Genomic DNA, 23084 nt, shown 5'->3' with positions numbered 1-23084 from the left:
AGCAAGGACGAAGGCGGCCGTCACACGCCGTTCTTCAACAACTACCGTCCGCAGTTCTACTTCCGTACGACGGACGTGACGGGCTCGATCGAGCTGCCGAAGGACAAGGAAATGGTCATGCCGGGCGACAACGTGTCGATCACGGTGAAGCTGATCGCTCCGATCGCGATGGAAGAAGGTCTGCGCTTTGCAATCCGCGAAGGTGGCCGTACCGTCGGCGCCGGCGTGGTTGCGAAGATCATCGAGTAATTCGAGTAGAATACTCGGCTTGCTGTAGAAGTTGATGTACCCAGGGACCGTTCTCGCGACACCTTGTCGCGGGGCGGTCCTGCGCTCTTTATATCGTTTGGCGGCGCAAGTCCGCCTCGCTCTTTTCAAGGAATTGTCATGCAGAACCAAAAGATCCGTATTCGCCTGAAGGCTTTCGACTATCGCCTGATCGACCAGTCGGCTGCTGAAATCGTCGACACGGCGAAGCGGACGGGTGCAATCGTTCGTGGCCCGGTGCCGCTGCCCACGCGCATCCAGCGTTTCGACATCCTGCGTTCGCCGCACGTCAACAAGACGTCGCGCGATCAGCTCGAAATCCGCACGCACCTGCGCCTGATGGACATCGTCGACCCGACGGACAAGACCGTTGACGCGCTGATGAAGCTGGACCTCCCGGCTGGCGTGGACGTCGAAATCAAGCTGCAGTAAGAGCCTCGAGCGCTGCCAGAATCTTCTGGTGGCGCTAAGTCTTTGATTGCTTGCGGAAAACGAAGAAGGACGTTATACTTGACGTCTTTTCGCGCGTTTGCGCAAAAATCGGTGTGTCCCTTTCGAGCCTTTACCTCGAAAACATGCCGGTACTTTGTAAATTAGCCCCGACCAATCGCAGTCGGGAATGGAGAAAACGATGAGCCTTGGACTCGTAGGTCGCAAGGTTGGCATGACCCGTATCTTCACGGCCGAAGGGGATTCGATTCCCGTGACCGTGCTGGACGTGTCCGACAACCGCGTGACGCAGATCAAGACTGTTGAAACCGACGGCTACACGGCCGTGCAGGTTGCTTTCGGTACTCGCCGCGCATCGCGCGTGACGAAGCCGCTCGCAGGTCATCTCGCCAAAGCTGGCGTTCAAGCCGGTGAAATCCTCAAGGAATTCCAGATCGACGCCGCTAAGGCCGCCGAACTGTCCGCTGGCGCTGTGATCGGTGTGGAACTCTTCGAAGAAGGCCAGAAGATCGACGTGCAAGGCACCTCGATCGGTAAGGGCTACGCCGGTACCATCAAGCGTTACAACTTCGCTTCGGGTCGTGCTTCGCACGGTAACTCGCGCTCGCACAATGTGCCGGGCTCGATCGGTATGGCGCAGGATCCGGGTCGCGTGTTCCCGGGTAAGCGCATGACCGGTCACATGGGTGACGAAACCGTGACGGTGCAAAACCTCGAAATCGCCCGTATCGACGCAGAGCGCAAGCTGCTGCTGGTCAAGGGTGCCGTCCCGGGTGCAAAGGGCGGCAAGGTTTTCGTGACGCCCGCCGTCAAGGCGCGCGCCAAGAAAGGAGCGCAATAATGGAACTGAAGCTCCTGAACGCTAATGGTCAGGAAGGCGCAGCTGTCAACGCGTCGGACGTCGTGTTCGGCCGTGACTATAACGAAGCGCTGATCCACCAGATCGTTATCGCCTACCAGGCGAACGCGCGCAGCGGTAACCGCGCGCAGAAGGACCGCGAACAGGTCAAGCACACCACCAAGAAGCCGTGGCGTCAGAAGGGTACGGGCCGCGCTCGTGCCGGTATGTCGTCGAGTCCGCTGTGGCGTGGCGGTGGTCGCATCTTCCCGAATTCGCCGGAAGAAAACTTCTCGCACAAGGTCAACAAGAAGATGCATCGCGCAGGTCTCTGCTCGATCTTCTCGCAGCTGGCCCGCGAAGGCCGTATCTCGGTTGTCGAAGAGCTTTCGCTCGAAGCGCCGAAGACGAAGCTGCTGGCCGAAAAGTTCAAGGCCATGGGTCTCGAATCCGTGCTGGTCATCACCGACACGGTCGACGAGAACCTGTATCTCGCGTCGCGCAACCTGCCCCACGTGGCAGTCGTTGAGCCGCGTTTTGCCGACCCGCTCTCGCTGATCTACTTCAAGAAGATCCTGATCACGAAGGCAGCGGTCGCCCAGATCGAGGAGTTGCTGTCATGAGCGAGATTCGCAAGAACGATCATCGTTTGATGCAGGTCCTGCTCGCACCGGTGATCTCCGAAAAGGCGACGCTGGTTGCGGAGAAGAACGAACAAGTCGTCTTCGAAGTCGCGCCGGACGCGAACAAGCAGGAAGTCAAGGCTGCTGTCGAGCTGCTGTTCAAGGTGGAAGTCGAGTCCGTCAACGTGCTGGTCCAGAAGGGCAAAGCCAAGCGCTTTGGCCGCTTCAACGGCAAGCGCAAGGACGTGAAGAAGGCGTATGTCTGCCTGAAGCCCGGCCAGGAAATCAACTTTGAAGCGGAGGCCAAGTAATCATGGCAATCGTGAAAGTTAAGCCGACCTCGCCGGGTCGCCGCGCGATGGTCAAGATCGTCAACAAGGACCTCCATAAGGGCGCGCCGTTCGCGGCACTGCTCGAAAAGAAGTCCTCGACGGCTGGCCGTAACAACAACGGTCGCATCACGACGCGTCACCAGGGTGGTGGTCACAAGCAGCACTACCGTGTGATCGATTTCCGTCGTACGAAGGATGGCATCCCCGCGAAGGTGGAGCGTCTCGAGTATGACCCGAACCGTAGCGCGAACATTGCGCTGGTTCTTTACGCAGACGGCGAGCGCCGCTACATCATCGCGCCGAAGGGCGTGACGGTTGGCACGCAGCTGATGTCGGGTTCGGAAGCGCCGATCCGCGCAGGCAACACGCTGCCGATCCGCAACATTCCGGTCGGTACGACGATCCACTGCATCGAAATGCTGCCGGGCAAGGGCGCGCAAATGGCGCGTTCGGCTGGCACGTCGGCAATGCTGCTGGCACGCGAAGGCGTCTACGCGCAGGTTCGTCTGCGTTCGGGCGAAATCCGCCGGGTGCACGTTGAATGCCGCGCAACGATCGGTGAAGTCGGCAACGAAGAGCACAGCCTCCGTCAAATCGGTAAGGCTGGCGCGAACCGCTGGCGCGGTATCCGCCCGACGGTCCGTGGCGTTGCAATGAACCCGGTCGACCACCCGCACGGTGGTGGCGAAGGCAAGACTGCGGCTGGTCGCGACCCGGTGAGCCCGTGGGGCACGCCGACGAAGGGCTATCGCACCCGCAGCAACAAGCGCACGACGAGCATGATCGTCCAGCGCCGTCACAAGCGTTAAGGAGTAGGCAATGGCACGTTCTATTAAGAAAGGTCCGTTCTGCGACGCCCATTTGCTGAAGAAGGTTGAGGCGGCTGCAGCTACGCGCGACAAGAAACCGATCAAGACCTGGTCGCGTCGTTCGACGATTCTGCCGGACTTCATCGGCCTGACGATCGCCGTGCACAACGGCCGTCAACACGTTCCGGTGTATGTCACGGAAAACATGGTCGGCCACAAGCTTGGCGAGTTCGCATTGACCCGTACGTTCAAGGGTCACGCGGCCGACAAGAAGGCCAAGAAATAAGGGGCAATCAAGATGGAAGTGAAGGCAATTCATCGCGGTGCCCGCATCTCGGCGCAGAAAACGCGCCTTGTGGCTGACCAGATCCGCGGTCTGCCGGTCGACAAGGCACTGAACGTTCTGACGTTCTCGCCGAAGAAAGCGGCTGGCATCGTGAAAAAGGTTGTGCTCTCGGCGATCGCAAACGCGGAACACAACGAAGGTGCTGACATCGACGAGCTCAAGATCAAGAGCATCTACGTCGACAAGGCAGCTTCGCTGAAGCGTTTCACCGCGCGCGCCAAGGGCCGCGGCAACCGCATCGAGAAGCAATCCTGTCACATCACTGTGACGGTCGGGAATTAAGGAGCCATACGATGGGACAGAAAATTCATCCGACTGGCTTCCGTTTGGCCGTCAGCCGCAATTGGGCTTCGCGTTGGTACGCGAACAACAACAATTTCGCGGCGATGTTGAAGGAAGACATCGGTGTTCGTGAATACCTGAAGAAGAAGCTGAAGAACGCTTCGGTGGGCCGTGTTGTGATCGAGCGTCCGGCAAAGAACGCTCGCATCACGATTTACAGCTCGCGTCCGGGTGTGGTGATCGGCAAGAAGGGCGAGGACATCGAACTCCTCAAGGCCGAACTTCAGAAGCGCATGGGCGTTCCGGTTCACGTGAACATCGAAGAAATCCGCAAGCCGGAAACCGATGCTCAACTGATCGCCGATTCGATCACGCAGCAGCTCGAGCGCCGCATCATGTTCCGTCGCGCAATGAAGCGCGCGATGCAGAACGCGATGCGTCTGGGTGCCCAGGGCATCAAGATCATGAGCGCCGGCCGTCTGAACGGTATCGAAATCGCACGTACCGAGTGGTACCGCGAAGGTCGAGTGCCGCTTCACACGCTGCGTGCTGATATCGACTACGCAACCTCGGAAGCGAAGACGACGTACGGCATCATCGGCGTGAAGGTTTGGGTCTACAAGGGCGACACGCTCGGCCGCAACGACGCACCGGTGGTGGAAGAAGTCGCCGAAGAAAAGCGTCCGCGCCGCAACGCGCGTCCGGGCGATCGTCGTCCGCGCCGTGATGGTGAAGGCGCACCGGGTGCCCGTCGTGGCGCACCGCGCCGTGGCGCCGGCGGCGACGGCAAGAGTGGAGAATAACGATGCTGCAACCGAAACGCAGGAAGTATCGCAAAGAGCAGAAGGGTCGTAACACCGGCGTCGCAACGCGCGGCAACGCAGTTTCGTTCGGTGAATACGGTCTGAAGGCTATCGGTCGTGGTCGCCTGACCGCGCGTCAGATTGAAGCAGCGCGTCGTGCAATGACGCGTCACATCAAGCGTGGCGGCCGCATCTGGATCCGTATCTTCCCGGACAAGCCGATCTCGCAAAAGCCGGCGGAAGTGCGTATGGGTAACGGTAAGGGTAACCCTGAGTACTACGTCGCCGAGATTCAGCCGGGCAAGATGCTGTATGAAATGGATGGTGTGTCCGAAGAACTGGCCCGTGAAGCCTTCCGTCTGGCTGCAGCCAAGCTGCCGCTGAAGACGGTCTTCATGGTTCGCCAGCTCGGCGCCTAAGGAGTGATTGATGAAGGCATCTGAACTTCTTCAGAAAGACAAGGCCGCGCTCGACAAAGAGCTGTCGGACCTCTTGAAGGCGCAATTCGGCCTGCGCATGCAACTCGCGACCCAGCAGCTCACGAACACGAGCCAGCTGAAGAAGGTCCGTCGCGACATCGCACGTGTGCGGACCGTCCTGACTCAGAAGGCGAACCAGAAATGAACGAAAGCGTGAAAACCTCGCTTAAGCGGACGCTGGTCGGCAAGGTCGTCAGCAACAAGATGGACAAGACGGTCACCGTCCTGGTCGAGCGCCGCGTCAAGCACCCGATCTACGGCAAGTACGTCGTGCAGTCGAAGAAGTACCACGCTCACGACGAAGCGAACACGTACAACGAGGGTGACCTCGTTGAAATCCAGGAAACCCGTCCTCTCTCGAAGACGAAGGCCTGGACCGTGTCGAAGCTGATCGAAGCAGCACGCGTCATCTAAAAGTGACGCAACACCCCGGGGAGCCATTTCCCGGGGTGTAGAAGTAGTTGAAATCGCTAAAGATTTCGCTTGCGAGGCCAAGATTGTCTGGTTATAATCTTGGTCTTCCCTCCTTTCAGGTTTGCTGTTGGCAAAGCAGCAGGCGGATGTGGGTGGGGAAGCAGATTCGGGCGCCAGTCCGGGTTAGCAAGATTCACCGGAATGCGATGGCCGGTTTCGTTTGCCGTCGCTGCTGTTCTTACCCAAGCAGCTGAGCGGTCGTTCTAGTGGCGGCGCGGCTGACGGGACCAAGACTGACCGGATGCGCCATGGTGGCGCGACCGGATTAAGTTGGGAAAGATAAACCATGATCCAGACCGAAACTCGGCTTGAAGTGGCCGACAACACGGGTGCACGCGAAGTCCTGTGCATCAAGGTGCTCGGCGGCTCGAAGCGTCGTTATGCCAGCATTGGCGACATCATCAAGGTGAGCGTCAAGGAAGCAACGCCGCGCGGGCGCGTTAAAAAGGGCGAAATCTACAACGCTGTTGTGGTTCGCACTGCGAAGGGCGTGCGCCGTCAAGACGGCTCGCTGATCAAGTTCGATGGCAACGCCGCCGTGCTTTTGAATACCAAGCTTGAGCCGATCGGCACCCGCATTTTCGGGCCGGTTACGCGTGAGCTGCGTAGCGAACGATTCATGAAGATCGTTTCGCTGGCGCCGGAAGTGCTGTAAGGAGTCGCGATGAACAAGATTCGCAAGGGTGACGAAGTTATCGTCATCACCGGTAAAGACAAAGGCAAGCGCGGCGTCGTGCTGGCTATGGGCGACGAGCGCGTCACTGTCGAAGGCGTCAATATCGTCAAGAAGCACGTGAAGCCGAACCCGATGAAGGGTACGACGGGCGGTGTGGAAGCCAAGACGATGCCGCTGCAGATTTCGAACGTCGCACTGGTCGACGCGAACGGTAAGCCGTCGCGCGTGGGCATCAAGGTCGAAGGGGACAAGAAAGTTCGTTTCCTGAAGACGACCGGTGCTGTTCTGAGCGCCTGACGCTGCGGAGTAAAAAATGGCACGTTTGCAAGAATTTTATAAAGAGAAGGTCGTTCCTGGCCTGATCGAGAAGTTCGGTTACAAGTCGGTCATGGAAGTGCCGCGCCTCACCAAGATCACCCTGAACATGGGTGTTGGTGAAGCCGTCGCTGACAAGAAGGTCCTCGAGCACGCCGTTGGCGACCTCACGAAGATCGCCGGCCAGAAGCCCGTCATCACGAAGTCGCGTAAAGCAATCGCCGGCTTCAAGATTCGCGAGAGCTACCCGATCGGCACGATGGTTACCCTGCGTGGCAATGCCATGTACGAATTCCTGGACCGTTTCGTGACGGTTGCGCTCCCCCGCGTGCGCGACTTCCGTGGCGTGTCGGGCAAGGCGTTCGACGGCCGTGGTAACTACAACATCGGTGTGAAAGAGCAGATCATTTTCCCCGAAATCGACTACGACAAGATCGACGCGCTGCGTGGGCTGAACATCAGCATCACGACGACCGCGAAGACCGACGAAGAAGCAAAGGCACTGCTCGCCGGCTTCAAGTTCCCGTTCAGAAACTGAGGTTACCGTGGCTAAACTGGCACTGATCGAACGTGAAAAGAAGCGCGCTCGTCTGGCAGCGAAATTTGCGCCGAAGCGCGCATCGCTGAAGGCGATCATCGACGACCAAAGCAAGTCGGAAGAAGAGCGTTACGCAGCTCGCCTCGAACTGCAACAACTGCCCCGCAACTCGAACCCGACCCGCAAGCGTAACCGCTGCGCGATCACGGGTCGTCCGCGTGGCACGTTCCGCAAATTCGGTCTCGCACGTAACAAGATTCGTGAAATCGCGTTCCGTGGTGAGATCCCTGGCATCACCAAGGCGAGCTGGTAATAGGAGAAACATAAATGAGCATGAGTGATCCTATCGCCGATATGCTGACTCGCATCCGCAATGCGCAGATGGTCGAGAAGGTTTCGGTTGCTATGCCCTCGTCGAAAGTGAAGATTGCGATTGCGCAGGTTCTGAAGGACGAAGGTTATATCGACGACTTCGCGGTGAAAACCGAAGGTGCGAAGTCGGAATTGAACATCGCGTTGAAGTACTACGCTGGCCGTCCCGTTATCGAGCGCATCGAACGCGTCTCGAAGCCGGGTCTGCGCGTGTACCGCGGCCGCAACGACATCCCGCAGGTCATGAATGGCTTGGGCGTTGCGATCGTGTCGACGCCCAAGGGTGTGATGACGGACCGCAAGGCGCGCGCTACTGGCGTCGGCGGCGAAGTTATCTGCTACGTCGCTTAAGGCCTAAGGAGAAGAAACATGTCTCGAGTAGGTAAGAGTCCGGTCGCGCTGCAAGGCGCAGAAGCGACGCTCAGCGACGAGAAGATTACCGTCAAGGGCGCGCTGGGTACGATTTCGCAAGCCGCGAACCGCCTCGTGAAGGTGGTGAACGACAACGGCACGCTCAAGTTTGAGCCGACCGACGACAGCCGCGAAGCCAATGCGATGTCGGGCACGATGCGCGCGATCGTCGCGAACATGGTGCAAGGCGTGACGAAGGGTTTTGAGCGCAAGCTGACGCTGGTTGGCGTTGGTTATCGTGCTCAAGCGCAAGGCGACAAGCTGAACCTGTCGCTGGGTTTCTCGCACCCCGTGGTGCACCAGATGCCGGAAGGCATCAAGGCCGAAACCCCGTCGCAAACGGAAATCGTGATCAAGGGGATCGACAAGCAGAAAGTCGGCCAAACCGCTGCAGAAGTGCGCGGTTATCGCCCGCCTGAGCCCTACAAGGGCAAGGGTGTGCGTTACGCCGACGAGGTCGTGATCCTCAAAGAAACGAAGAAGAAGTAAGGGTGCGCAATCATGGATAAGACTCAATCTCGCCTGCGCCGCGCTCGTCAGACGCGTCTCAAGATCGCTGAGCTGCAGGTCGCGCGTCTGGCCGTGCATCGCACGAACACGCACATCTATGCGCAAGTGTTCTCGCCCTGCGGCACCAAGGTGCTGGCCAGCGCGTCGACGCTTGAAGCTGAAGTGCGTGCGCAACTGGCTGACCAGTCGGGCAAGGGCGGCAACGTCGCCGCTGCCTCGCTGATCGGCAAGCGTATTGCAGAAAAGGCTAAGGCCGCCGGCATCGAATCCGTCGCCTTTGACCGCTCGGGTTTCCGCTATCACGGCCGCGTCAAGGCGCTGGCTGATGCTGCGCGCGAAGCCGGGCTCAAGTTCTAAGGAAGGAATTCGTCATGGCAAAGATGCAAGCGAAAGTTCAGGCTGACGAACGCGACGACGGCCTTCGCGAAAAAATGATTTCGGTCAATCGCGTGACCAAGGTCGTGAAGGGTGGCCGTATTCTCGGCTTCGCCGCACTGACCGTGGTTGGTGACGGTGATGGCCGCGTCGGTATGGGCAAGGGCAAGTCGAAGGAAGTGCCCGTTGCTGTCCAGAAGGCGATGGAACAAGCTCGCCGCAACATGTTCAAGGTGCCCCTGAAGAACGGCACCCTGCAACACGAAGTGCACGGCAAGCACGGCGCATCGGTCGTCCTCCTCGCTCCGGCGAAGGCAGGTACGGGCGTGATCGCCGGCGGCCCGATGCGCGCAGTGTTCGACGTGATGGGCGTGCAGAACGTCGTGGCCAAGAGCCACGGTTCGACGAACCCGTACAACCTCGTTCGTGCCACGCTGGACGGTCTGCGCAAGCAGTCGACCCCGGCTGACATCGCGGCGAAGCGCGGCAAGTCCGTCGAAGACATTCTGGGCTAAGGGTGGGCACCATGTCTGAAAAAACTGTCAAGGTTCAGCTCGTCAAGAGCCTGATTGGGACCCGCGAAACGCACCGCGCCACCGTGCGCGGTCTCGGCCTGCGCCGCCTGAACTCGGTCTCCGAGCTGCAGGACACGCCGGCTGTGCGCGGCATGATCAACAAGGTCTCGTACCTCGTCAAGGTCATCGGCTAAGCGCTCGACCAGGACTCCAGGAGTTGAAAATGGAATTGAATAACCTGAAGCCGGCAGAAGGCGCGAAGCACGCTAAGCGTCGCGTCGGTCGCGGCATCGGCTCCGGCCTCGGCAAGACCGCGGGCCGTGGTCACAAGGGTCAGAAATCGCGTTCGGGCGGCTTTCACAAGGTTGGCTTCGAAGGCGGTCAAATGCCGCTGCAGCGTCGTCTGCCGAAGCGCGGCTTCACCTCGCTGACGAAGGAATTCGTCGGTGAAGTGCGCCTCGCCGACATCGAGAAGCTGCCGGTCGACGAAATCGATCTGCTGGCTCTCAAGCAGGCAGGCCTCGTGGGCGAACTGACCCGTAGCGCAAAGATCATCGCCACCGGCGAGATCAAGCGCAAGGTCGTCGTGAAGGGTCTGGGTGCGACGAAGAATGCGCGTGCTGCGATTGAAGCAGCAGGCGGTTCTTTTGCCGAGTGATTGTGAGTGGTGCGCGCGGGCTTGCCCGCCGTCACTAACATCTGCATCGGAGAAGGTACTTGGCTAACAGCCCGAGTCTCGCAAAAACCGGTCGCAGCGCACCGAAGTTCGGCGACCTGCGCCGGCGTGCAGTGTTCCTGCTGCTGGCGTTGGTCGTTTATCGTATCGGCGCGCATATTCCGGTTCCGGGTATCGATCCGGACCAACTGGCGAAGCTCTTCCAGAGCCAGTCGGGCGGCATCCTTGGCATGTTCAACATGTTCTCGGGTGGCGCACTGTCGCGGTTCACGATCTTCGCGCTGGGTGTGATGCCGTATATCTCGGCGTCGATCATCCTGCAGCTGATGGCAATTGTTTCGCCGCAGCTGGAAGCGTTGAAGAAAGAAGGGCAGGCTGGGCAACGCAAGATCACGCAGTACACGCGGATCTTCACGGTGGTGCTGGCGACGTTTCAGGCGTTCGGCATCGCGGTCGCGCTGGAAAACCAGCCCGGCCTCGTGATCGATCCGGGCATGGTGTTCCGCTTGACGACGGTCGTGACGCTCGTAACGGGCACGATGTTCCTGATGTGGCTTGGTGAGCAGATCACGGAACGCGGGCTTGGCAACGGTATCTCGATCATCATCTTCGGCGGGATCGCGGCAGGCTTCCCGAATGCGCTCGGTGGTCTTTTCGAACTGGTTCGCACCGGCTCGATGAGCATCATCTCGGCGATCATCGTGGTCGTTCTGATCGCAGCCGTGACGTACCTGGTGGTGTTCATCGAACGCGGCCAGCGCAAGATCCTCGTGAACTATGCGAAGCGTCAGGTCGGTAACAAGATTTACGGCGGGCAGTCGTCCCACCTGCCGCTCAAGCTGAACATGTCGGGTGTGATTCCGCCGATCTTCGCGTCGTCGATCATCCTGTTCCCGGCAACTATCCTGAACTGGTTCAGTTCGGGGTCGCGAACCGGCTGGTTTGCGGACACGCTGCACAATGTGGCCGAAGCCCTCAAGCCTGGCCAGCCCGTGTACGTGTTGCTGTACGCGTTGGCGATCGTGTTCTTCTGCTTCTTCTACACCGCACTGGTGTTCAACAGCAGGGAAACGGCCGACAACCTGAAGAAGAGTGGCGCGTTCGTACCTGGCATCCGCCCGGGCGATCAGACGGCACGCTATATCGACCGCATCCTCACGCGTCTGACGCTGGCCGGTGCGATCTATATCGTGTTCGTTTGCCTGCTGCCGGAGTTTCTGGTGCTGCGCTGGAATGTGCCGTTTTATTTTGGTGGAACGTCGCTGCTGATCATTGTCGTCGTCACAATGGACTTCATGGCGCAGGTGCAGTCGTACGTGATGTCGCAACAATATGAATCGCTGCTCAAGAAGGCCAACTTCAAGGGCGGCGGCGTCCCGATGCGTTGAAAGGACCTATGGCCAAAGACGATGTAATCCAGATGCAAGGCGAGGTGATCGAAAACCTCCCCAACGCAACCTTCCGGGTGAAGCTGGAAAACGGCCATGTCGTTCTGGGACATATTTCCGGAAAGATGCGGATGCACTACATCCGCATTCTCCCGGGCGACAAGGTGACGGTTGAGTTGACGCCTTACGATCTGTCGCGTGCGCGGATCGTGTTCCGGGCGAAGTGATTTAGGAAAAAGGGTAATATCATGAAAGTGATGGCATCGGTAAAGCGCATTTGCCGCAACTGCAAAATCATCAAGCGCAACGGCGTCGTTCGCGTGATCTGCAGCTCGGACCCGCGCCACAAGCAGCGCCAAGGCTGATTAGCGCGCTTGCGCTTTTTGTTTGAGGAAAAACAATGGCTCGTATTGCAGGGGTTAACATCCCGAACCACCAGCACACTGAAATCGGCCTGACGGCAATTTTCGGTGTTGGCCGCACGCGTTCGCGCAACATCTGCGTGTCCGCCGGTGTGCCGTTCAACAAGAAGGTCAAGGACCTGAACGACGCGGATCTGGAAAAGCTGCGTGAGGAAGTGGGCAAGTTTGTCGTCGAAGGCGATCTCCGCCGTGAAGTGACGATGAACATCAAGCGCCTGATGGACCTCGGCTGCTACCGCGGCGTGCGCCATCGCAAGGGCCTGCCCCTGCGTGGCCAGCGTACGCGTACCAACGCACGTACGCGTAAGGGTCCGCGCCGCGCAGCACAGTCGCTGAAGAAGTAAGCGGAACTGAAAGTTACAGGAAAACGTAATGGCTAAGGCTTCGAACAACTCCGCGGCGCAACGCGTTCGCAAGAAGGTTAAGAAGAACGTCGCCGAGGGCGTGGTTCACGTTCACGCGTCGTTCAACAACACCATCATCACGATCACCGACCGTCAAGGCAACGCGCTTGCCTGGGCAACGTCGGGCGGTCAGGGCTTCAAGGGCTCGCGTAAGTCGACGCCCTTCGCAGCTCAGGTCGCAGCCGAATCGGCTGGCCGCGTGGCGATGGAATACGGCGTCAAGAACCTCGAAGTGCGGATCAAGGGCCCCGGTCCTGGCCGCGAATCGGCGGTGCGCGCGCTGCATGGTCTTGGCATCAAGATCACCGCGATCTCCGACGTGACGCCGGTTCCGCACAACGGCTGCCGGCCGCCGAAGCGCCGCCGCATCTAAGGCGTCGTTTTAGCCGAATGCCTGAGCCGCCGGAAACGGCGACCCAGGCTCTCGGCGTTAATGAATTGACTAAGCCCACCGTTCGGCCCAAAGGGCCGGACTAGCGCGATACCGCGGGTTTCCCACTGAGGTTTCGCGTGATCAATTATCGAAGGAAAGCAACGTGGCACGTTATATCGGCCCGAAGGCCAAGCTGTCCCGCCGTGAAGGCACTGACCTCTTCCTGAAGAGCGCACGCCGCTCGCTCGCCGACAAGTGCAAGCTCGACAGCAAGCCGGGTCAGCACGGCCGCACCTCGGGCGCCCGCACGTCCGACTACGGCACGCAGCTTCGCGAAAAGCAAAAAGTGAAGCGCATCTACGGCGTGCTCGAGCGCCAGTTCCGCCGCTACTTCGCGGAAGCTGACCGCATCAAGGGCAACACCGGCGAAAACCTGCTGCAACTGCTCGAATCGCGTCTCGACAACGTCGTGTACCGCATGGGCTTCGCATCGACCCGCGCCGAAGCGCGCCAGCTCGTGAGCCACAAGGCTCTCACGCTGAACGGCGTCGTCGCGAACATCCCGTCGATGCAAGTGAAGGCTGGCGACGTCGTCGCGATTCGCGAAAAGGCGAAGAAGCAGGCGCGTATCGTCGAAGCCCTCTCGCTCGCAGAGCAAGGCGGCATGGCAGGTTGGGTGTCGGTCGACGCGAAGAAGTTCGAAGGCACGTTCAAGGGCATGCCTGAGCGCAGCGACATCGCCGGCGACATCAACGAAAGCCTGATCGTCGAATTGTATTCGCGGTAATCGGATTGACGGCCGGGGTAACCTCTGTGCTTCGCGCAGGAGGCGGCCTCGGCCGTTTTTTTCAGGTTGTTGCCATCTCAGCCTTATCGGTGTAACGAGCCGAGGGTATTGAAAAGGAAAACCTATGCAAACCAGTTTGTTGAAACCCAAGATCATCGCTGTGGAATCGCTCGGCGACAACCACGCGAAAGTGGTCATGGAGCCGTTCGAACGCGGTTATGGCCACACCTTGGGTAACGCGCTCCGGCGCGTGCTGCTGTCGTCGATGGTGGGCTACGCGCCGACCGAAGTGACGATCGCAGGCGTCGTGCACGAATACTCGACGCTCGATGGTGTGCAAGAGGATGTGGTCAACCTGCTGCTGAACCTCAAGGGTGTCGTTTTCAAGTTGCATAACCGTGACGAAGTGACGGTTACGCTGCGCAAGGAAGGCGAAGGCGTTGTCACCGCTGGCGACATCGAACTCTCGCACGACTGCGAAGTGATCAACCCGGATCACGTGGTTGCGCGTCTGACGAAGGGCGGCAAGCTCGACGTGCAGATCAAGATCGAAAAGGGCCGTGGCTACGTGCCTGGCAACGTGCGTCGTTACGGCGAAGAGTCGGCCAAGATCATCGGTCGCATCGTGCTGGACGCGTCGTTCTCGCCGGTTCGCCGCGTGAGCTACGCCGTGGAAAGCGCGCGTGTCGAACAGCGTACCGACCTCGACAAGCTCGTGATGAACATCGAAACCAACGGCGTGATCTCGCCTGAGGAAGCGATCCGCCAGTCGGCCCGCATCCTCGTGGATCAGCTGTCGGTGTTCGCGGCACTGGAAGGCACGGAAACGGCCGCGGAAGCGCCTTCGCGCGCACCGCAGATCGACCCGATCCTGCTGCGTCCGGTGGACGATCTCGAACTCACGGTTCGCTCGGCGAACTGCCTGAAGGCCGAGAACATCTACTACATCGGCGATCTGATCCAGCGCACCGAGAACGAGCTGCTCAAGACCCCGAACCTGGGTCGCAAGTCGCTCAACGAGATCAAGGAAGTGCTCGCTTCGCGCGGTCTCACGCTCGGCATGAAGCTCGAAAACTGGCCGCCGGCTGGTCTCGACAAGTAAGAAGTCTGGCACGGACGCGGATTTTCCTTTAAAATCCGCGTCTTGCCTTTTTCACGTACCGGCCCGTGCCTTAGGCGGGGTTGCCAAACCCGCGAGGCGATAGAAGAGCTGGACCAAAACTTTGTTTCAAGGAAATTGAAATGCGTCACCGTCATGGTCTGCGGAAACTGAACCGCACGAGCAGCCACCGTCTGGCAATGCTCCGTAACATGTCCAACTCGCTCATCGAGCACGAAGTCATCAAGACGACGCTGCCGAAGGCCAAGGAACTCCGTAAGGTTGTCGAGCCCCTCATCACGCTGGGCAAGAAGCCGTCGCTCGCAAACCGTCGTCTGGCGTTCAACCGCCTGCGCGATCGTGACTCGGTCACGAAGCTGTTCGACGTGCTCGGTCCGCGTTTCGCGAACCGTCCGGGCGGCTACCTGCGTATCCTGAAGTTCGGTTTCCGTGTTGGCGACAACGCACCGATGGCACTGGTCGAACTGCTCGACCGTCCGGAAGTCGCGGAAGAGAACATCCAGGAAGCGGAATAAGCTTTCCGTCGCTCGATCCCCGGATTGAGCGGCACGCAAAAAAGCCAGGCCTAGCCTGGCTTTTTTTGTTTTCGGGCGTGGATGAAATCGCTCCGAACCGTGTTTGCCGGTTGCAGTCCCCTTTTGCCACACGGTGCACGAGAGAAGCCGATCGGCGCCGATGGTACGATTACGTTCTGCCCCGAAGCCCGTTTGCTCCCGCACGCGGGCACCACGCCGGAGTTCGTCGTGACCCTCAATGTGACCCTGATGCTGACTACGGTGCCCGACGAGGGCACCGCCGAAGCGCTCGCCGCCGGGGCGCTCGCGCAGCGCCTCGCTGCGTGCGTGACGCGCCTCGGCGCCGTGCACTCGCAGTATCACTGGCAGGGCAACATCGCGTCGGGCAACGAGATCCAGCTGCTCTTCAAGACGAGCCTCGCCCGCGCGGCCGAGCTCGAACAGTTCATCCAGACCCAGCATCCCTACGAGACGCCCGAGATTCTCTCGTGGCAAGCCACGGCGTCGAACGCCTACGGGCAATGGGTCAATGCCGAGACTCAGCGCACTCTTCATGTCTAACCGCTTCGATCGGCGCTTGCGCGCCGCGCCGTACGCTACGCTGTCCGGCTTTCTCCTGCTCGTCTGCTGTCTGCTGCCGATGCTGTTTGGCACTTCGCTTGCGCGTGCGGCCGACGACGACGACTTCCTGCCGCCCGACCAGGCCTTCACGTTCAGCGCGAGCGAAGCGCCGGGCATGGTCGACGTGCACTTCAAGATCGCCGACGGCTACTACATGTACCGCGAGCGCTTCGCCTTCGCCGCGCGCAACGGGACGGCGCAGCTCGGCGAGGCGCAGATCCCGCCTGGCCACGTCAAGTTCGATCCGACCTTCCAGAAGAATGTCGAAACCTATCGAGGCGAGCTGACGATCCGCGTGCCGGTGCAAAAGGCGAGCGGTCCGTTCGATCTCGCGGTGACATCGCAGGGCTGCGCCGATGCGGGCATCTGTTATCCGCCCGCGGAACACGTGCTTCACGTAAGCGGCGCGGCGTTGCAGGCCGCTACGGCTGGCCAGAGCCCCGTGCCGGGCGCAGCGAACCCGACGCCCGCGCCCCAGCCGCAAACCAGCGCAGCACCCGCAGCAGGCGGTACCGACGAGCCCTGGTACGAGCGCGCCACGAGCGCCGACTACGCGCAATCGCTGTTGCAGGGCGGCGGCTTTTTCGCCGTGGTGGGCCTGTACTTCGTGGCCGGCATGGTGCTGAGCCTCTTGCCCTGCTCGTACCCGATGATCCCGATCCTCTCGGCGATCATCGTTGGTGAGGGTGCCCGCGTCACGCGCTCGCGCGGCTTCGCGCTCTCGTTCGTCTACGTGCTCGGCATGGCGCTCGTCTACACGGCGCTGGGTATTGCCGCTGCCCTGGTCGGCCAGAGCCTTGGCGCATGGCTGCAGAACCCGTGGGTGCTGGGCGTGTTCGCTGTGCTCCTCGCCGCGTTCGCCGTCGTGCTGATCGCCGGCTACGACATCGCGCTGCCGCAGCGCTGGCAGGACGGCGCCTCGCGCGCCACCCAGGGCCGTTCCGGCGGCAAATTCGCCGCTGTCGCCGTGATGGGCGCGCTTTCCGCGCTCGTCGTGGGCGCCTGCATGACCGCGCCGCTCTTCGCGGTGCTGGCGTTCATCGCGCACACGGGCAACGCCGTGCTCGGCGGCGCGGCGCTCTTCGCGATGGGCTTGGGTCTTGGCGTCCCGCTGATGATCCTCGGCCTCGGCGCGGGCTCGCTGCTGCCTCGAGCGGGCGCGTGGATGGATGGCGTGAAGGTGTTCTTCGGCGTCGTGCTGCTGGCGGCCGCGCTGTGGATCGTCTGGCCGGTGCTCGGCGCCACCGCGCAGATGCTGCTCGCCGCCCTCTGGCTGCTACTGGCGGCCGCCGCGCTTGGCCTTTTCACGCCGAACGCGGGTGCGGCCAACGTCTGGCGGCGCCTAGGGCGTGGTCTCGGCGCGGCGTTTGCGATCTGGGCGGCGACGCTGATCGTAGGTCTTGCGGCGGGTTCGACCAATCCGCTGCGTCCGCTCGCGGTGCTTGCCGCGCGCGTGGGTGGCACGAGCGATGTCGCCGCAGCCGGCGCGGCGCAGTCCTCCGGCGCCAGCGAAGCGAACGCGTTGGTCTTCGCACCCGTGCGCTCGCCCGCGCAACTCGACGCGGCACTCAAGACTGCGGGCAGGCCGTCGATGCTCGACTTTTACGCTGACTGGTGCGTGAGCTGCAAGGAAATGGAGAAGTTCACGTTCAGCGACCCGCGCGTGCAGGTGCGCCTCGCGGAGCTGGGGCTGTTGCGCGCCGATGTGACCGCCAACAATTCGGACGACCAGGCGCTACTCAAGCGCTTCGGCCTCTTCGGGCCGCCGGGCATCATCTTCTTCGATACGCAAGGGCACGAAGTGCTGCGCGTCGTCGGCTACGAGAATGCCGACCGGTTCCTCGCGCGCCTCGATCGCGTGACGGCGCCGGCGCCGCAGACGCAGGCAGCGCCATCGGCATGATCGGCGACATTGCGCGCGCGTGAGATCGCGCATCGGCCCAAAAGCAAAAAGGCACGTCCGCAGACGTGCCTTTTTTCATACGACGTGCCCAGCGCTTACTTCTGTGCGCGCAGCAAACGCGCGGCGTCGAGCGCGAAATACGTGAGAATGCCGTCGGCGCCCGCGCGCTTGAACGCGAGCAGCGATTCCATCATCACCTTGTCGTGATCGAGCCAGCCGTTCTGCGCAGCGGCCTTGAGCATGGCGTACTCGCCGCTCACCTGGTACACGTAGGTCGGAAAGCGGAATTCGTCCTTCACACGGCGCACGATGTCGAGGTAGGGCATGCCGGGCTTCACCATCACCATGTCGGCGCCTTCCTCGATGTCGAGGCGCACTTCGCGCAGCGCCTCGTCGGAGTTCGACGGGTCCATCTGGTAGGTCATCTTGTTGCCCTTGCCCAGATTCGACGCCGAGCCCACGGCGTCGCGGAACGGACCATAGAACGCCGAAGCGTATTTGGCCGAGTACGCCATGATGCGCGTGTGGATGTGGTTTTCGCTTTCGAGCATCTCGCGGATCGCACCGATGCGCCCGTCCATCATGTCCGACGGCGCGACGATATCGACGCCGGCTTCCGCCTGCGCGCGCGCCTGCGCGACGAGGATCTCGATGGTCTCGTCGTTGATGACGTAACCGTTCTCGTCGAGCACGCCGTCCTGGCCGTGGCTCGTGTACGGGTCGAGCGCGACGTCGCAAAGCACGCCGAGGTCGGGGAAACGCTTCTTCAGTTCGCGCACGGCACGCGGAATCACACCGTCGGGGTTCGTCGCCTCGATGCCATCGGGCGTCTTGAGCGCCGGATCGACAACGGGGAAGAGCGAAAGCACCGGAATGCCGAGTTCGACGCACTGCTCGGCGACGCCCATCAGCAGATCGATCGACACGCGTTCGACGCCAGGCATCGACGGCACGGCTTCGCGCACGTTGTTGCCCGCAATGACGAATACGGGGTAGATCAGGTCGTTCGTGGTGAGGAGGTTTTCGCGCATCAGACGGCGCGAGAAATCGTCACGTCGCATGCGGCGCGGACGATGATGCGGATAGAAGCTCATGTCGGCGGATATCTTGAAACGGGATGGGTCCCGGAGCACAGGAAACTTTTCGGGACAATGGTATATCATACCGATCGAGCGAGGCGCCTGGCGCCGAGCTCCCCGCTTCTCCTCCCTGAGCGGGTGCCTGTCGTTTTTCGATAAGGCTGTTTAACCCGCCGGAAATTACGGCGGGTTTTTTTATGTGCGCCGAAAGCGCCGTAGCAAGGCCCCGCGGCGCAGACCGGAGAGGGCGCTTGCGCCTGGCATTAGCGTGGTCTGTGTGCGGTAGCGCACATAGCGCGGCGAATGCCGCGCCGGCCTTGTGAAAAGATCTGATGAAAGCGCGTGAAAAGCCCGACAGTGTGGTCTTTTAGACGACTGAGGATGTTATTCCACTTGCGCGTCGGTTTCGCCGACAGATTCCTGCGGCACGATCCAGCTCTCGATCACGGCGTGCGCCTCGTCGAGCCCCACGCGCTTGAGCGCCGAAAAGAGCTGGGCGCTCAGCTTCCCTTCGTAGCCTTGCTTGCTGTATTCGTCGAACGCCTTGTTCGCCGTGCGCAGCGCGAGCACGCTTTCCTGACGCGTCAATTTGTCGCACTTCGTGAGGAGTGCATGGATCGGTTTGCCCGTCGGCGCAAACCATTCGATCATGCGGCGGTCGAGGTCGGTGAGCGGGCGGCGGGCATCCATCATCAGGATGAGCCCCGAGAGCTGCGCGCGCGTTTGCAGATAGAGCGAAAGCAGCTGCTCCCAGTGCGCCTTCGCGGCTAACGGGACTTCGGCATAGCCGTAGCCGGGCAGGTCGACGAGATAGCCCGCGGGTTCGTCCGCGGGGCCGACTGAGAAGTAGTTGATATGCTGGGTGCGGCCCGGCGTCTTCGAGGCGAAGGCGAGCCGCTTCTGGTTGCACAGCAGATTGATGGCGGTGGATTTGCCGGCGTTCGAACGGCCGGCGAACGCGACCTCGGGCCGCGCCGTAGCGGGCAGGTCGCGCAGATGGTTCACCGTCGTGAAGAAGCGGGCTTGGTGCAGCAGGAAGGCCATCGGAAAAGGACCACAATGTGAGACAACGCGGCGGGTGGCCCGCCGGGCCCGGACGCGCCCGGGATGGATTCTGGGATATCGGGGGCAGGCCCGACTGGCGCCGTGGCGCCTTGCGCGCTATTGTACAATGCGATGGTTTACTGAATACCAGTGAGGCCAGCGCGGGCCTTCGAGGTAGATCGGTCGCTGTCGTCCATTGCAGAACCTGATTCCCACAAGACGAAACAAGGTGCGCGAATGAATCGACTGGGCAAGTGCTTGAAGGTGTTCGAGAGTGCGATAGCGTCAGGTCTTACAGCAGGTCTATTCATGATGGCGGGGCAGGCAAGCGCGGCGGATCAGGGAACGCCGGCCAAGCCCGACGTCGCCCGGGGGCAAGCCATTGCTGCGCAAGTGTGCGCAGCCTGTCACGCGGCGGACGGCAACAGCACCGGCGGCGCGTATCCCAAGCTCGCCGGCCAGCACGCCGACTATCTCGTCAAGCAACTCAAGGAGTTCAAACCGCAGCCCGGCGGCAAGCCGGCGGCGCGCGCAAACCCGATCATGGCCGGCTTCGCTGCCGCGCTGTCAGACCAGGATATGATCAATGTCGCAGCCTGGTTCGCCTCCCAGACACCCAAACCCGGCTACGCGCGCGACGCGAAGACCGTGCCGTTCGGCCAGTCGATCTGGCGTGGCGGCATCGCCGACAAGGGCGTGCCGGCCTGCGCGGCGTGCCACGGACCTACGGGCCAGGGTATTCCGATCCAGTATCCGCGCCTCTCGGGCCAGTGGTCGGAATATATCGTTGCACAGCTCAATGCTTTCCAGCAGGGCACGCGTAACAATAACGATCCGATGCGAACCATCGCGCACCGGCTCTCGGACGACGAGATCAAGGCCGTCGCCGATTACGCCGCCGGCCTGCATTGAGCGTAATCGGTTTGCCGCGCGTTTGATCAGCAGTTTCACGGCGCGGCCGGCCGGAAAACAAGAAAAGGGTGAGGGCGTCGTCACGCCGACGGCGCGCCTGCACCCTTTTTTGCTGTAGCGCCTGATCGGCGAGAAGCCAGCAAGAGCGACAAAGCGGAGTTTGAATGAGCGTCACCACGCAGGGTTTGCAGTTGAATGTTCGCCAGAAGGCGGTGAAAGTCGCCGTCGAGCTGATCAGTTCGATGCGCTTCGCGATTGCGCTGCTCGTTGTGCTCGCCATTGCGAGCATCATCGGCACGGTGCTCACGCAGGACGACCCGTACCCGAACTACGTCAACCAGTTCGGCCCTTTCTGGGCCGATATCTTCCGCTCGCTGAGCCTCTACACGGTCTACAGCGCGTGGTGGTTCATGACGATCCTCGGCTTTCTCGTGGTGTCGGTCTCGCTGTGCGTGATCCGCAACGCGCCGAAGATGCTCGCCGACATGAAGAGCTGGAAGGACAAGGTCCGCGAAGGCAGCCTGCGCGCGTTCCATCACAAGGGCGAGTTCGCGGTGGAGGGCGGCACGCGTGAGCAAACGGCCGCCATGCTCGGCAAGCTGGCGGGGCGCATGGGCTACCGGTTCGTCACGCGCGAGAGCGATGGCGCTACGCTCATTGCGGCCAAGCGCGGTGCGCTCACGAAGATCGGCTATATCTTCGCGCACCTCGCGATCGTGATCATCTGCCTCGGCGGCCTGCTCGACAGCAATCTGCCGATCAAATTCCAGATGTGGCTGTTCGACAAGACGCCCATCCGCAGCAACGCAGTCATCAACGACATTGCGCCCGAGCACCGGCTCTCGCAGTCGAACCCGACCTTCCGCGGCTACGCCTGGGTGCCGGAGGGCCAGTTCGTTTCCACGGCCATCCTCAACCAGCCCGACGGCTCGCTGATCCAGGACCTGCCGTTCTCCATCCAGCTCAACAAGTTCATCGTCGATTACTACTCGACCGGCATGCCCAAGCTCTTTGCGAGCGATATCGTCGTGATCGACCACAAGACGGGCCAGCGTGTTCCAGCGCGCATCGAGGTGAACGAGCCGTTCGAGTACGACGGCGTGTCGATCTATCAGTCGAGCTTCCAGGACGGCGGCTCGCAGATGTCGATGACGGCGTGGCCCATGTCGGGCGCAAGCGCGAAGAGCTTTCCGTACGGCGGCACGATCGGCAATTCGGCTCCGCTCGCGGTGCCCGCGGGCCAGACGGTGCCGGGCGTGGATGGGCAGACCATCGAATTCGCGGACTTCCGCGCGATCAACGTCGAGAACATCTCGAATGGCAGCGGCGCGAACGACGCGCGCGGCGTGGCGCACCAGTCGCTCAAGGAAGCGTTCGACGAGCGCCTCGGCTCCGGTGCGAAGAGCTCGAAGCCGCTCGACCTGCATAACGTCGGCCCTTCGGTGCAGTACAAGGTGCGCGACAAGGACGGCCAGGCGCGCGAGTACAACAACTACATGCTGCCTGTGGACGTGGGCGGCGGCGATCGCATGTTCCTCGCGGGCATGCGCGAGAATCCCGACGATCCGTTCCGCTACCTGCGCATTCCCGCCGACAGTGGCGGCACGCCGAAGGAGTGGATGATGCTGCGCGCGGCCTTCGAGGACCCCGCATTGCGCGCGCAGGCCGCGAAGCGTTTCGGCACGCGCTCAGTCCCCGCTTCGAACCGCGAGTTGCAACAGCATCTCGCGGACAGCGCCGAGCGCGTCTTGACCCTTTTCGCGGGCTCGGACGCACCGCAGCCAGGTGCTGCGGGGGCTGCAGGTGCCGCAGGCGGCTTCCAGGCCGTGGCCGCGTTCATCGACAAGTCGGTGCCGAAGGAGCAGCAGGAAAAGGCGGCGAGCCTGCTGCTGCGCATGCTCGAGGGTGCGACTTGGGACCTCTGGCAGCTCGCGCGCGAGCAGGCAGGCGAGCCCGACCTGAAGCCCGATGCCGACGCCGCGCGCTTCGTACAGGATTCGATCAACGCGATATCCGACAGCTTCCTGTATGGATCTCCTGTCTATCTACAGCTCGATTCATTCAAGCAGGTGCAAGCTTCGGTATTTCAGTTGACGCGCGCGCCGGGCAAGAAAGTCGTGTATCTTGGCAGCCTGTTGCTCGTGCTCGGCATCTTCTCGATGTTCTACGTGCGTGAGCGGCGTCTGTGGTTCTGGCTGAAGGACCGGAAGGGTCAGGACGGTCAGGACCACGGCGTCGACGTCATCATGGCGATGTCGACCGCCCGCCGTACCCTCGACTTCGAGAAGGAGTTCGCCCGTACCCGCGACGCGGTCGGCCGTGTGCTGGGCGCGGCGCCGCAAACGGGCGCCACGAACGATGCGGGCGACACGAACGGCAGCGGCACGGACCGTGCGCCCTGATTCACGCACGTGATTGCAGCCAC

Annotated in this window: 36 protein-coding genes; 34 read left to right on the top strand and 2 right to left on the bottom strand. The window is 61.4% G+C overall.

The window, feature by feature from the left end:
- From M3I56_RS25240 to dsbD, 32 genes are all read left to right on the top strand, one after another.
- A partial coding sequence (locus M3I56_RS25240; RefSeq protein WP_082664594.1) for an elongation factor Tu occupies positions 1-249 on the top strand: 249 nt, incomplete at its 5' end.
- A gap of 138 nt (positions 250-387) precedes the next feature.
- Positions 388-699 (top strand): 30S ribosomal protein S10, encoded by a 312-nt coding sequence (gene rpsJ / locus M3I56_RS25235; protein ID WP_017777154.1) that lies wholly within the window; start codon positions 388-390, stop codon positions 697-699.
- Positions 700-898: 199 nt separating this feature from the next.
- The gene (gene rplC, locus M3I56_RS25230; protein ID WP_052406167.1) at positions 899-1558 is read left to right on the top strand and encodes a 50S ribosomal protein L3; all 660 of its coding nucleotides are present in this window, start codon (positions 899-901) and stop codon (positions 1556-1558) included.
- Complete coding sequence (rplD, locus tag M3I56_RS25225) at positions 1558-2178, top strand: 50S ribosomal protein L4 (RefSeq protein WP_028206512.1); 621 nt, start codon at positions 1558-1560, stop codon at positions 2176-2178. Before rplC ends, rplD begins: the two co-directional genes overlap by 1 nt.
- Positions 2175-2489 carry a 50S ribosomal protein L23 gene (gene rplW / locus M3I56_RS25220; protein WP_028206513.1) on the top strand — a complete coding sequence of 105 codons (315 nt, stop codon included), beginning with the start codon at positions 2175-2177 and terminating at the stop codon, positions 2487-2489. Before rplD ends, rplW begins: the two co-directional genes overlap by 4 nt.
- 2 nt (positions 2490-2491) lie before the next feature.
- Positions 2492-3319: a 50S ribosomal protein L2 gene (rplB, locus tag M3I56_RS25215; protein ID WP_069268211.1), complete on the top strand. Its 828-nt coding sequence runs from the start codon at positions 2492-2494 to the stop codon at positions 3317-3319.
- A gap of 10 nt (positions 3320-3329) precedes the next feature.
- The gene (gene rpsS, locus M3I56_RS25210) at positions 3330-3605 is read left to right on the top strand and encodes a 30S ribosomal protein S19 (RefSeq protein ID WP_027797286.1); all 276 of its coding nucleotides are present in this window, start codon (positions 3330-3332) and stop codon (positions 3603-3605) included.
- Between the two features lie 12 nt (positions 3606-3617).
- Complete coding sequence (gene rplV, locus M3I56_RS25205) at positions 3618-3947, top strand: 50S ribosomal protein L22 (RefSeq protein WP_004199272.1); 330 nt, start codon at positions 3618-3620, stop codon at positions 3945-3947.
- Between the two features lie 11 nt (positions 3948-3958).
- Positions 3959-4750, top strand: coding sequence for a 30S ribosomal protein S3 (gene rpsC, locus M3I56_RS25200; protein ID WP_027797287.1), 792 nt, complete (start codon positions 3959-3961; stop codon positions 4748-4750).
- Between the two features lie 2 nt (positions 4751-4752).
- Positions 4753-5169, top strand: a complete 417-nt coding sequence (rplP, locus tag M3I56_RS25195) for a 50S ribosomal protein L16 (protein ID WP_027797288.1) — start codon at positions 4753-4755, stop codon at positions 5167-5169.
- 10 nt (positions 5170-5179) lie between these two features.
- Positions 5180-5374 (top strand): 50S ribosomal protein L29, encoded by a 195-nt coding sequence (rpmC, locus tag M3I56_RS25190; RefSeq protein WP_028206515.1) that lies wholly within the window; start codon positions 5180-5182, stop codon positions 5372-5374.
- Complete coding sequence (gene rpsQ, locus M3I56_RS25185) at positions 5371-5643, top strand: 30S ribosomal protein S17 (protein ID WP_028206516.1); 273 nt, start codon at positions 5371-5373, stop codon at positions 5641-5643. Before rpmC ends, rpsQ begins: the two co-directional genes overlap by 4 nt.
- Positions 5644-5989: 346 nt before the next feature.
- Positions 5990-6358 (top strand): 50S ribosomal protein L14, encoded by a 369-nt coding sequence (rplN, locus tag M3I56_RS25180; RefSeq protein WP_028206517.1) that lies wholly within the window; start codon positions 5990-5992, stop codon positions 6356-6358.
- A gap of 9 nt (positions 6359-6367) precedes the next feature.
- The gene (gene rplX, locus M3I56_RS25175) at positions 6368-6676 is read left to right on the top strand and encodes a 50S ribosomal protein L24 (protein ID WP_028206518.1); all 309 of its coding nucleotides are present in this window, start codon (positions 6368-6370) and stop codon (positions 6674-6676) included.
- A gap of 16 nt (positions 6677-6692) precedes the next feature.
- On the top strand, positions 6693-7232 hold the full coding sequence (rplE, locus tag M3I56_RS25170) for a 50S ribosomal protein L5 (protein ID WP_028206519.1): 540 nt from the start codon (positions 6693-6695) through the stop codon (positions 7230-7232).
- A 7-nt stretch (positions 7233-7239) separates the two neighbouring features.
- Positions 7240-7545 carry a 30S ribosomal protein S14 gene (gene rpsN / locus M3I56_RS25165; RefSeq protein WP_028206520.1) on the top strand — a complete coding sequence of 102 codons (306 nt, stop codon included), beginning with the start codon at positions 7240-7242 and terminating at the stop codon, positions 7543-7545.
- Positions 7546-7559: 14 nt separating this feature from the next.
- On the top strand, positions 7560-7955 hold the full coding sequence (rpsH, locus tag M3I56_RS25160) for a 30S ribosomal protein S8 (RefSeq protein ID WP_027819345.1): 396 nt from the start codon (positions 7560-7562) through the stop codon (positions 7953-7955).
- 18 nt (positions 7956-7973) lie between these two features.
- Complete coding sequence (rplF, locus tag M3I56_RS25155; RefSeq protein WP_254356246.1) at positions 7974-8504, top strand: 50S ribosomal protein L6; 531 nt, start codon at positions 7974-7976, stop codon at positions 8502-8504.
- A gap of 12 nt (positions 8505-8516) precedes the next feature.
- Positions 8517-8882, top strand: a complete 366-nt coding sequence (rplR, locus tag M3I56_RS25150; protein WP_027819343.1) for a 50S ribosomal protein L18 — start codon at positions 8517-8519, stop codon at positions 8880-8882.
- A gap of 14 nt (positions 8883-8896) precedes the next feature.
- Positions 8897-9415: a 30S ribosomal protein S5 gene (gene rpsE, locus M3I56_RS25145; protein WP_028206522.1), complete on the top strand. Its 519-nt coding sequence runs from the start codon at positions 8897-8899 to the stop codon at positions 9413-9415.
- Positions 9416-9426: 11 nt separating this feature from the next.
- A complete protein-coding gene (rpmD, locus tag M3I56_RS25140) occupies positions 9427-9609 on the top strand; it encodes a 50S ribosomal protein L30 (protein ID WP_010106952.1) in 183 nt (60 codons plus the stop codon).
- Between the two features lie 29 nt (positions 9610-9638).
- Positions 9639-10073 (top strand): 50S ribosomal protein L15, encoded by a 435-nt coding sequence (gene rplO / locus M3I56_RS25135; protein ID WP_028206523.1) that lies wholly within the window; start codon positions 9639-9641, stop codon positions 10071-10073.
- Between the two features lie 59 nt (positions 10074-10132).
- Positions 10133-11479 carry a preprotein translocase subunit SecY gene (secY, locus tag M3I56_RS25130; protein ID WP_028206524.1) on the top strand — a complete coding sequence of 449 codons (1347 nt, stop codon included), beginning with the start codon at positions 10133-10135 and terminating at the stop codon, positions 11477-11479.
- 8 nt (positions 11480-11487) lie between these two features.
- Complete coding sequence (gene infA, locus M3I56_RS25125) at positions 11488-11706, top strand: translation initiation factor IF-1 (protein WP_004521905.1); 219 nt, start codon at positions 11488-11490, stop codon at positions 11704-11706.
- A gap of 21 nt (positions 11707-11727) precedes the next feature.
- A complete protein-coding gene (gene rpmJ / locus M3I56_RS25120; RefSeq protein ID WP_027819338.1) occupies positions 11728-11844 on the top strand; it encodes a 50S ribosomal protein L36 in 117 nt (38 codons plus the stop codon).
- Between the two features lie 35 nt (positions 11845-11879).
- Positions 11880-12245 (top strand): 30S ribosomal protein S13, encoded by a 366-nt coding sequence (gene rpsM / locus M3I56_RS25115; protein WP_028206525.1) that lies wholly within the window; start codon positions 11880-11882, stop codon positions 12243-12245.
- 28 nt (positions 12246-12273) lie between these two features.
- Positions 12274-12678, top strand: a complete 405-nt coding sequence (rpsK, locus tag M3I56_RS25110) for a 30S ribosomal protein S11 (protein ID WP_006052224.1) — start codon at positions 12274-12276, stop codon at positions 12676-12678.
- A 163-nt stretch (positions 12679-12841) separates the two neighbouring features.
- Positions 12842-13465, top strand: a complete 624-nt coding sequence (gene rpsD, locus M3I56_RS25105; protein WP_158758789.1) for a 30S ribosomal protein S4 — start codon at positions 12842-12844, stop codon at positions 13463-13465.
- Positions 13466-13589: 124 nt separating this feature from the next.
- Positions 13590-14567: a DNA-directed RNA polymerase subunit alpha gene (locus M3I56_RS25100; protein ID WP_028206527.1), complete on the top strand. Its 978-nt coding sequence runs from the start codon at positions 13590-13592 to the stop codon at positions 14565-14567.
- 140 nt (positions 14568-14707) lie between these two features.
- Positions 14708-15100 carry a 50S ribosomal protein L17 gene (rplQ, locus tag M3I56_RS25095; RefSeq protein ID WP_028206528.1) on the top strand — a complete coding sequence of 131 codons (393 nt, stop codon included), beginning with the start codon at positions 14708-14710 and terminating at the stop codon, positions 15098-15100.
- 249 nt (positions 15101-15349) lie between these two features.
- Complete coding sequence (gene cutA, locus M3I56_RS25090) at positions 15350-15661, top strand: divalent-cation tolerance protein CutA (RefSeq protein WP_254356249.1); 312 nt, start codon at positions 15350-15352, stop codon at positions 15659-15661.
- The gene (dsbD, locus tag M3I56_RS25085; RefSeq protein WP_254356248.1) at positions 15654-17624 is read left to right on the top strand and encodes a protein-disulfide reductase DsbD; all 1971 of its coding nucleotides are present in this window, start codon (positions 15654-15656) and stop codon (positions 17622-17624) included. The genes cutA and dsbD overlap by 8 nt, the downstream gene beginning before the upstream one ends.
- Positions 17625-17719: 95 nt before the next feature.
- Here dsbD and hemB read toward each other — a convergent pair whose 3' ends face one another.
- Together hemB and yihA are read right to left on the bottom strand one after the other, a co-directional pair.
- A complete protein-coding gene (hemB, locus tag M3I56_RS25080) occupies positions 17720-18718 on the bottom strand; it encodes a porphobilinogen synthase (protein ID WP_028206531.1) in 999 nt (332 codons plus the stop codon).
- 369 nt (positions 18719-19087) lie between these two features.
- The gene (gene yihA / locus M3I56_RS25075) at positions 19088-19747 is read right to left on the bottom strand and encodes a ribosome biogenesis GTP-binding protein YihA/YsxC (protein WP_254356245.1); all 660 of its coding nucleotides are present in this window, start codon (positions 19745-19747) and stop codon (positions 19088-19090) included.
- Positions 19748-19984: 237 nt separating this feature from the next.
- Between yihA and M3I56_RS25070 the strand changes: the two genes are divergently transcribed.
- A complete protein-coding gene (locus M3I56_RS25070) occupies positions 19985-20659 on the top strand; it encodes a cytochrome c (RefSeq protein WP_254356244.1) in 675 nt (224 codons plus the stop codon).
- Between the two features lie 164 nt (positions 20660-20823).
- Entirely contained in the window at positions 20824-23061 is a 2238-nt protein-coding gene (locus tag M3I56_RS25065; protein ID WP_254356243.1) for a cytochrome c biogenesis protein ResB, read from the top strand.
- Positions 23062-23084 lie beyond the last annotated feature (23 nt).

The sequence above is a fragment of the Paraburkholderia sp. CNPSo 3281 genome (genome assembly GCF_024206515.1).
Taxonomy (GTDB): Bacteria; Pseudomonadota; Gammaproteobacteria; order Burkholderiales; family Burkholderiaceae; genus Paraburkholderia; species Paraburkholderia nodosa.
Note: the sequence above shows the minus strand (reverse complement) of the source record. Positions and strands in the feature narration are given on the sequence as shown.

Excerpts from the sequence above, each read along its gene's own strand:
- rpsJ (WP_017777154.1), top strand. The coding sequence starts at position 388 with ATGCAGAACCAAAAGATCCGTATTCGCCTGAAGGCTTTCGACTATCGC.
- rplC (WP_052406167.1), top strand. The coding sequence starts at position 899 with ATGAGCCTTGGACTCGTAGGTCGCAAGGTTGGCATGACCCGTATCTTC.
- rplD (WP_028206512.1), top strand. The coding sequence starts at position 1,558 with ATGGAACTGAAGCTCCTGAACGCTAATGGTCAGGAAGGCGCAGCTGTC.
- rplW (WP_028206513.1), top strand. The coding sequence starts at position 2,175 with ATGAGCGAGATTCGCAAGAACGATCATCGTTTGATGCAGGTCCTGCTC.
- rplB (WP_069268211.1), top strand. The coding sequence starts at position 2,492 with ATGGCAATCGTGAAAGTTAAGCCGACCTCGCCGGGTCGCCGCGCGATG.
- rpsS (WP_027797286.1), top strand. The coding sequence starts at position 3,330 with ATGGCACGTTCTATTAAGAAAGGTCCGTTCTGCGACGCCCATTTGCTG.
- rplV (WP_004199272.1), top strand. The coding sequence starts at position 3,618 with ATGGAAGTGAAGGCAATTCATCGCGGTGCCCGCATCTCGGCGCAGAAA.
- rpsC (WP_027797287.1), top strand. The coding sequence starts at position 3,959 with ATGGGACAGAAAATTCATCCGACTGGCTTCCGTTTGGCCGTCAGCCGC.
- rplP (WP_027797288.1), top strand. The coding sequence starts at position 4,753 with ATGCTGCAACCGAAACGCAGGAAGTATCGCAAAGAGCAGAAGGGTCGT.
- rpmC (WP_028206515.1), top strand. The coding sequence starts at position 5,180 with ATGAAGGCATCTGAACTTCTTCAGAAAGACAAGGCCGCGCTCGACAAA.
- rpsQ (WP_028206516.1), top strand. The coding sequence starts at position 5,371 with ATGAACGAAAGCGTGAAAACCTCGCTTAAGCGGACGCTGGTCGGCAAG.
- rplN (WP_028206517.1), top strand. The coding sequence starts at position 5,990 with ATGATCCAGACCGAAACTCGGCTTGAAGTGGCCGACAACACGGGTGCA.
- rplX (WP_028206518.1), top strand. The coding sequence starts at position 6,368 with ATGAACAAGATTCGCAAGGGTGACGAAGTTATCGTCATCACCGGTAAA.
- rplE (WP_028206519.1), top strand. The coding sequence starts at position 6,693 with ATGGCACGTTTGCAAGAATTTTATAAAGAGAAGGTCGTTCCTGGCCTG.
- rpsH (WP_027819345.1), top strand. The coding sequence starts at position 7,560 with ATGAGCATGAGTGATCCTATCGCCGATATGCTGACTCGCATCCGCAAT.
- rplF (WP_254356246.1), top strand. The coding sequence starts at position 7,974 with ATGTCTCGAGTAGGTAAGAGTCCGGTCGCGCTGCAAGGCGCAGAAGCG.
- rplR (WP_027819343.1), top strand. The coding sequence starts at position 8,517 with ATGGATAAGACTCAATCTCGCCTGCGCCGCGCTCGTCAGACGCGTCTC.
- rpsE (WP_028206522.1), top strand. The coding sequence starts at position 8,897 with ATGGCAAAGATGCAAGCGAAAGTTCAGGCTGACGAACGCGACGACGGC.
- rpmD (WP_010106952.1), top strand. The coding sequence starts at position 9,427 with ATGTCTGAAAAAACTGTCAAGGTTCAGCTCGTCAAGAGCCTGATTGGG.
- rplO (WP_028206523.1), top strand. The coding sequence starts at position 9,639 with ATGGAATTGAATAACCTGAAGCCGGCAGAAGGCGCGAAGCACGCTAAG.
- infA (WP_004521905.1), top strand. The coding sequence starts at position 11,488 with ATGGCCAAAGACGATGTAATCCAGATGCAAGGCGAGGTGATCGAAAAC.
- rpmJ (WP_027819338.1), top strand. The coding sequence starts at position 11,728 with ATGAAAGTGATGGCATCGGTAAAGCGCATTTGCCGCAACTGCAAAATC.
- rpsM (WP_028206525.1), top strand. The coding sequence starts at position 11,880 with ATGGCTCGTATTGCAGGGGTTAACATCCCGAACCACCAGCACACTGAA.
- rpsK (WP_006052224.1), top strand. The coding sequence starts at position 12,274 with ATGGCTAAGGCTTCGAACAACTCCGCGGCGCAACGCGTTCGCAAGAAG.
- M3I56_RS25100 (WP_028206527.1), top strand. The coding sequence starts at position 13,590 with ATGCAAACCAGTTTGTTGAAACCCAAGATCATCGCTGTGGAATCGCTC.
- rplQ (WP_028206528.1), top strand. The coding sequence starts at position 14,708 with ATGCGTCACCGTCATGGTCTGCGGAAACTGAACCGCACGAGCAGCCAC.
- cutA (WP_254356249.1), top strand. The coding sequence starts at position 15,350 with ATGCTGACTACGGTGCCCGACGAGGGCACCGCCGAAGCGCTCGCCGCC.
- dsbD (WP_254356248.1), top strand. The coding sequence starts at position 15,654 with ATGTCTAACCGCTTCGATCGGCGCTTGCGCGCCGCGCCGTACGCTACG.
- hemB (WP_028206531.1), bottom strand. The coding sequence starts at position 18,718 with ATGAGCTTCTATCCGCATCATCGTCCGCGCCGCATGCGACGTGACGAT.
- yihA (WP_254356245.1), bottom strand. The coding sequence starts at position 19,747 with ATGGCCTTCCTGCTGCACCAAGCCCGCTTCTTCACGACGGTGAACCAT.
- M3I56_RS25070 (WP_254356244.1), top strand. The coding sequence starts at position 19,985 with ATGAATCGACTGGGCAAGTGCTTGAAGGTGTTCGAGAGTGCGATAGCG.
- M3I56_RS25065 (WP_254356243.1), top strand. The coding sequence starts at position 20,824 with ATGAGCGTCACCACGCAGGGTTTGCAGTTGAATGTTCGCCAGAAGGCG.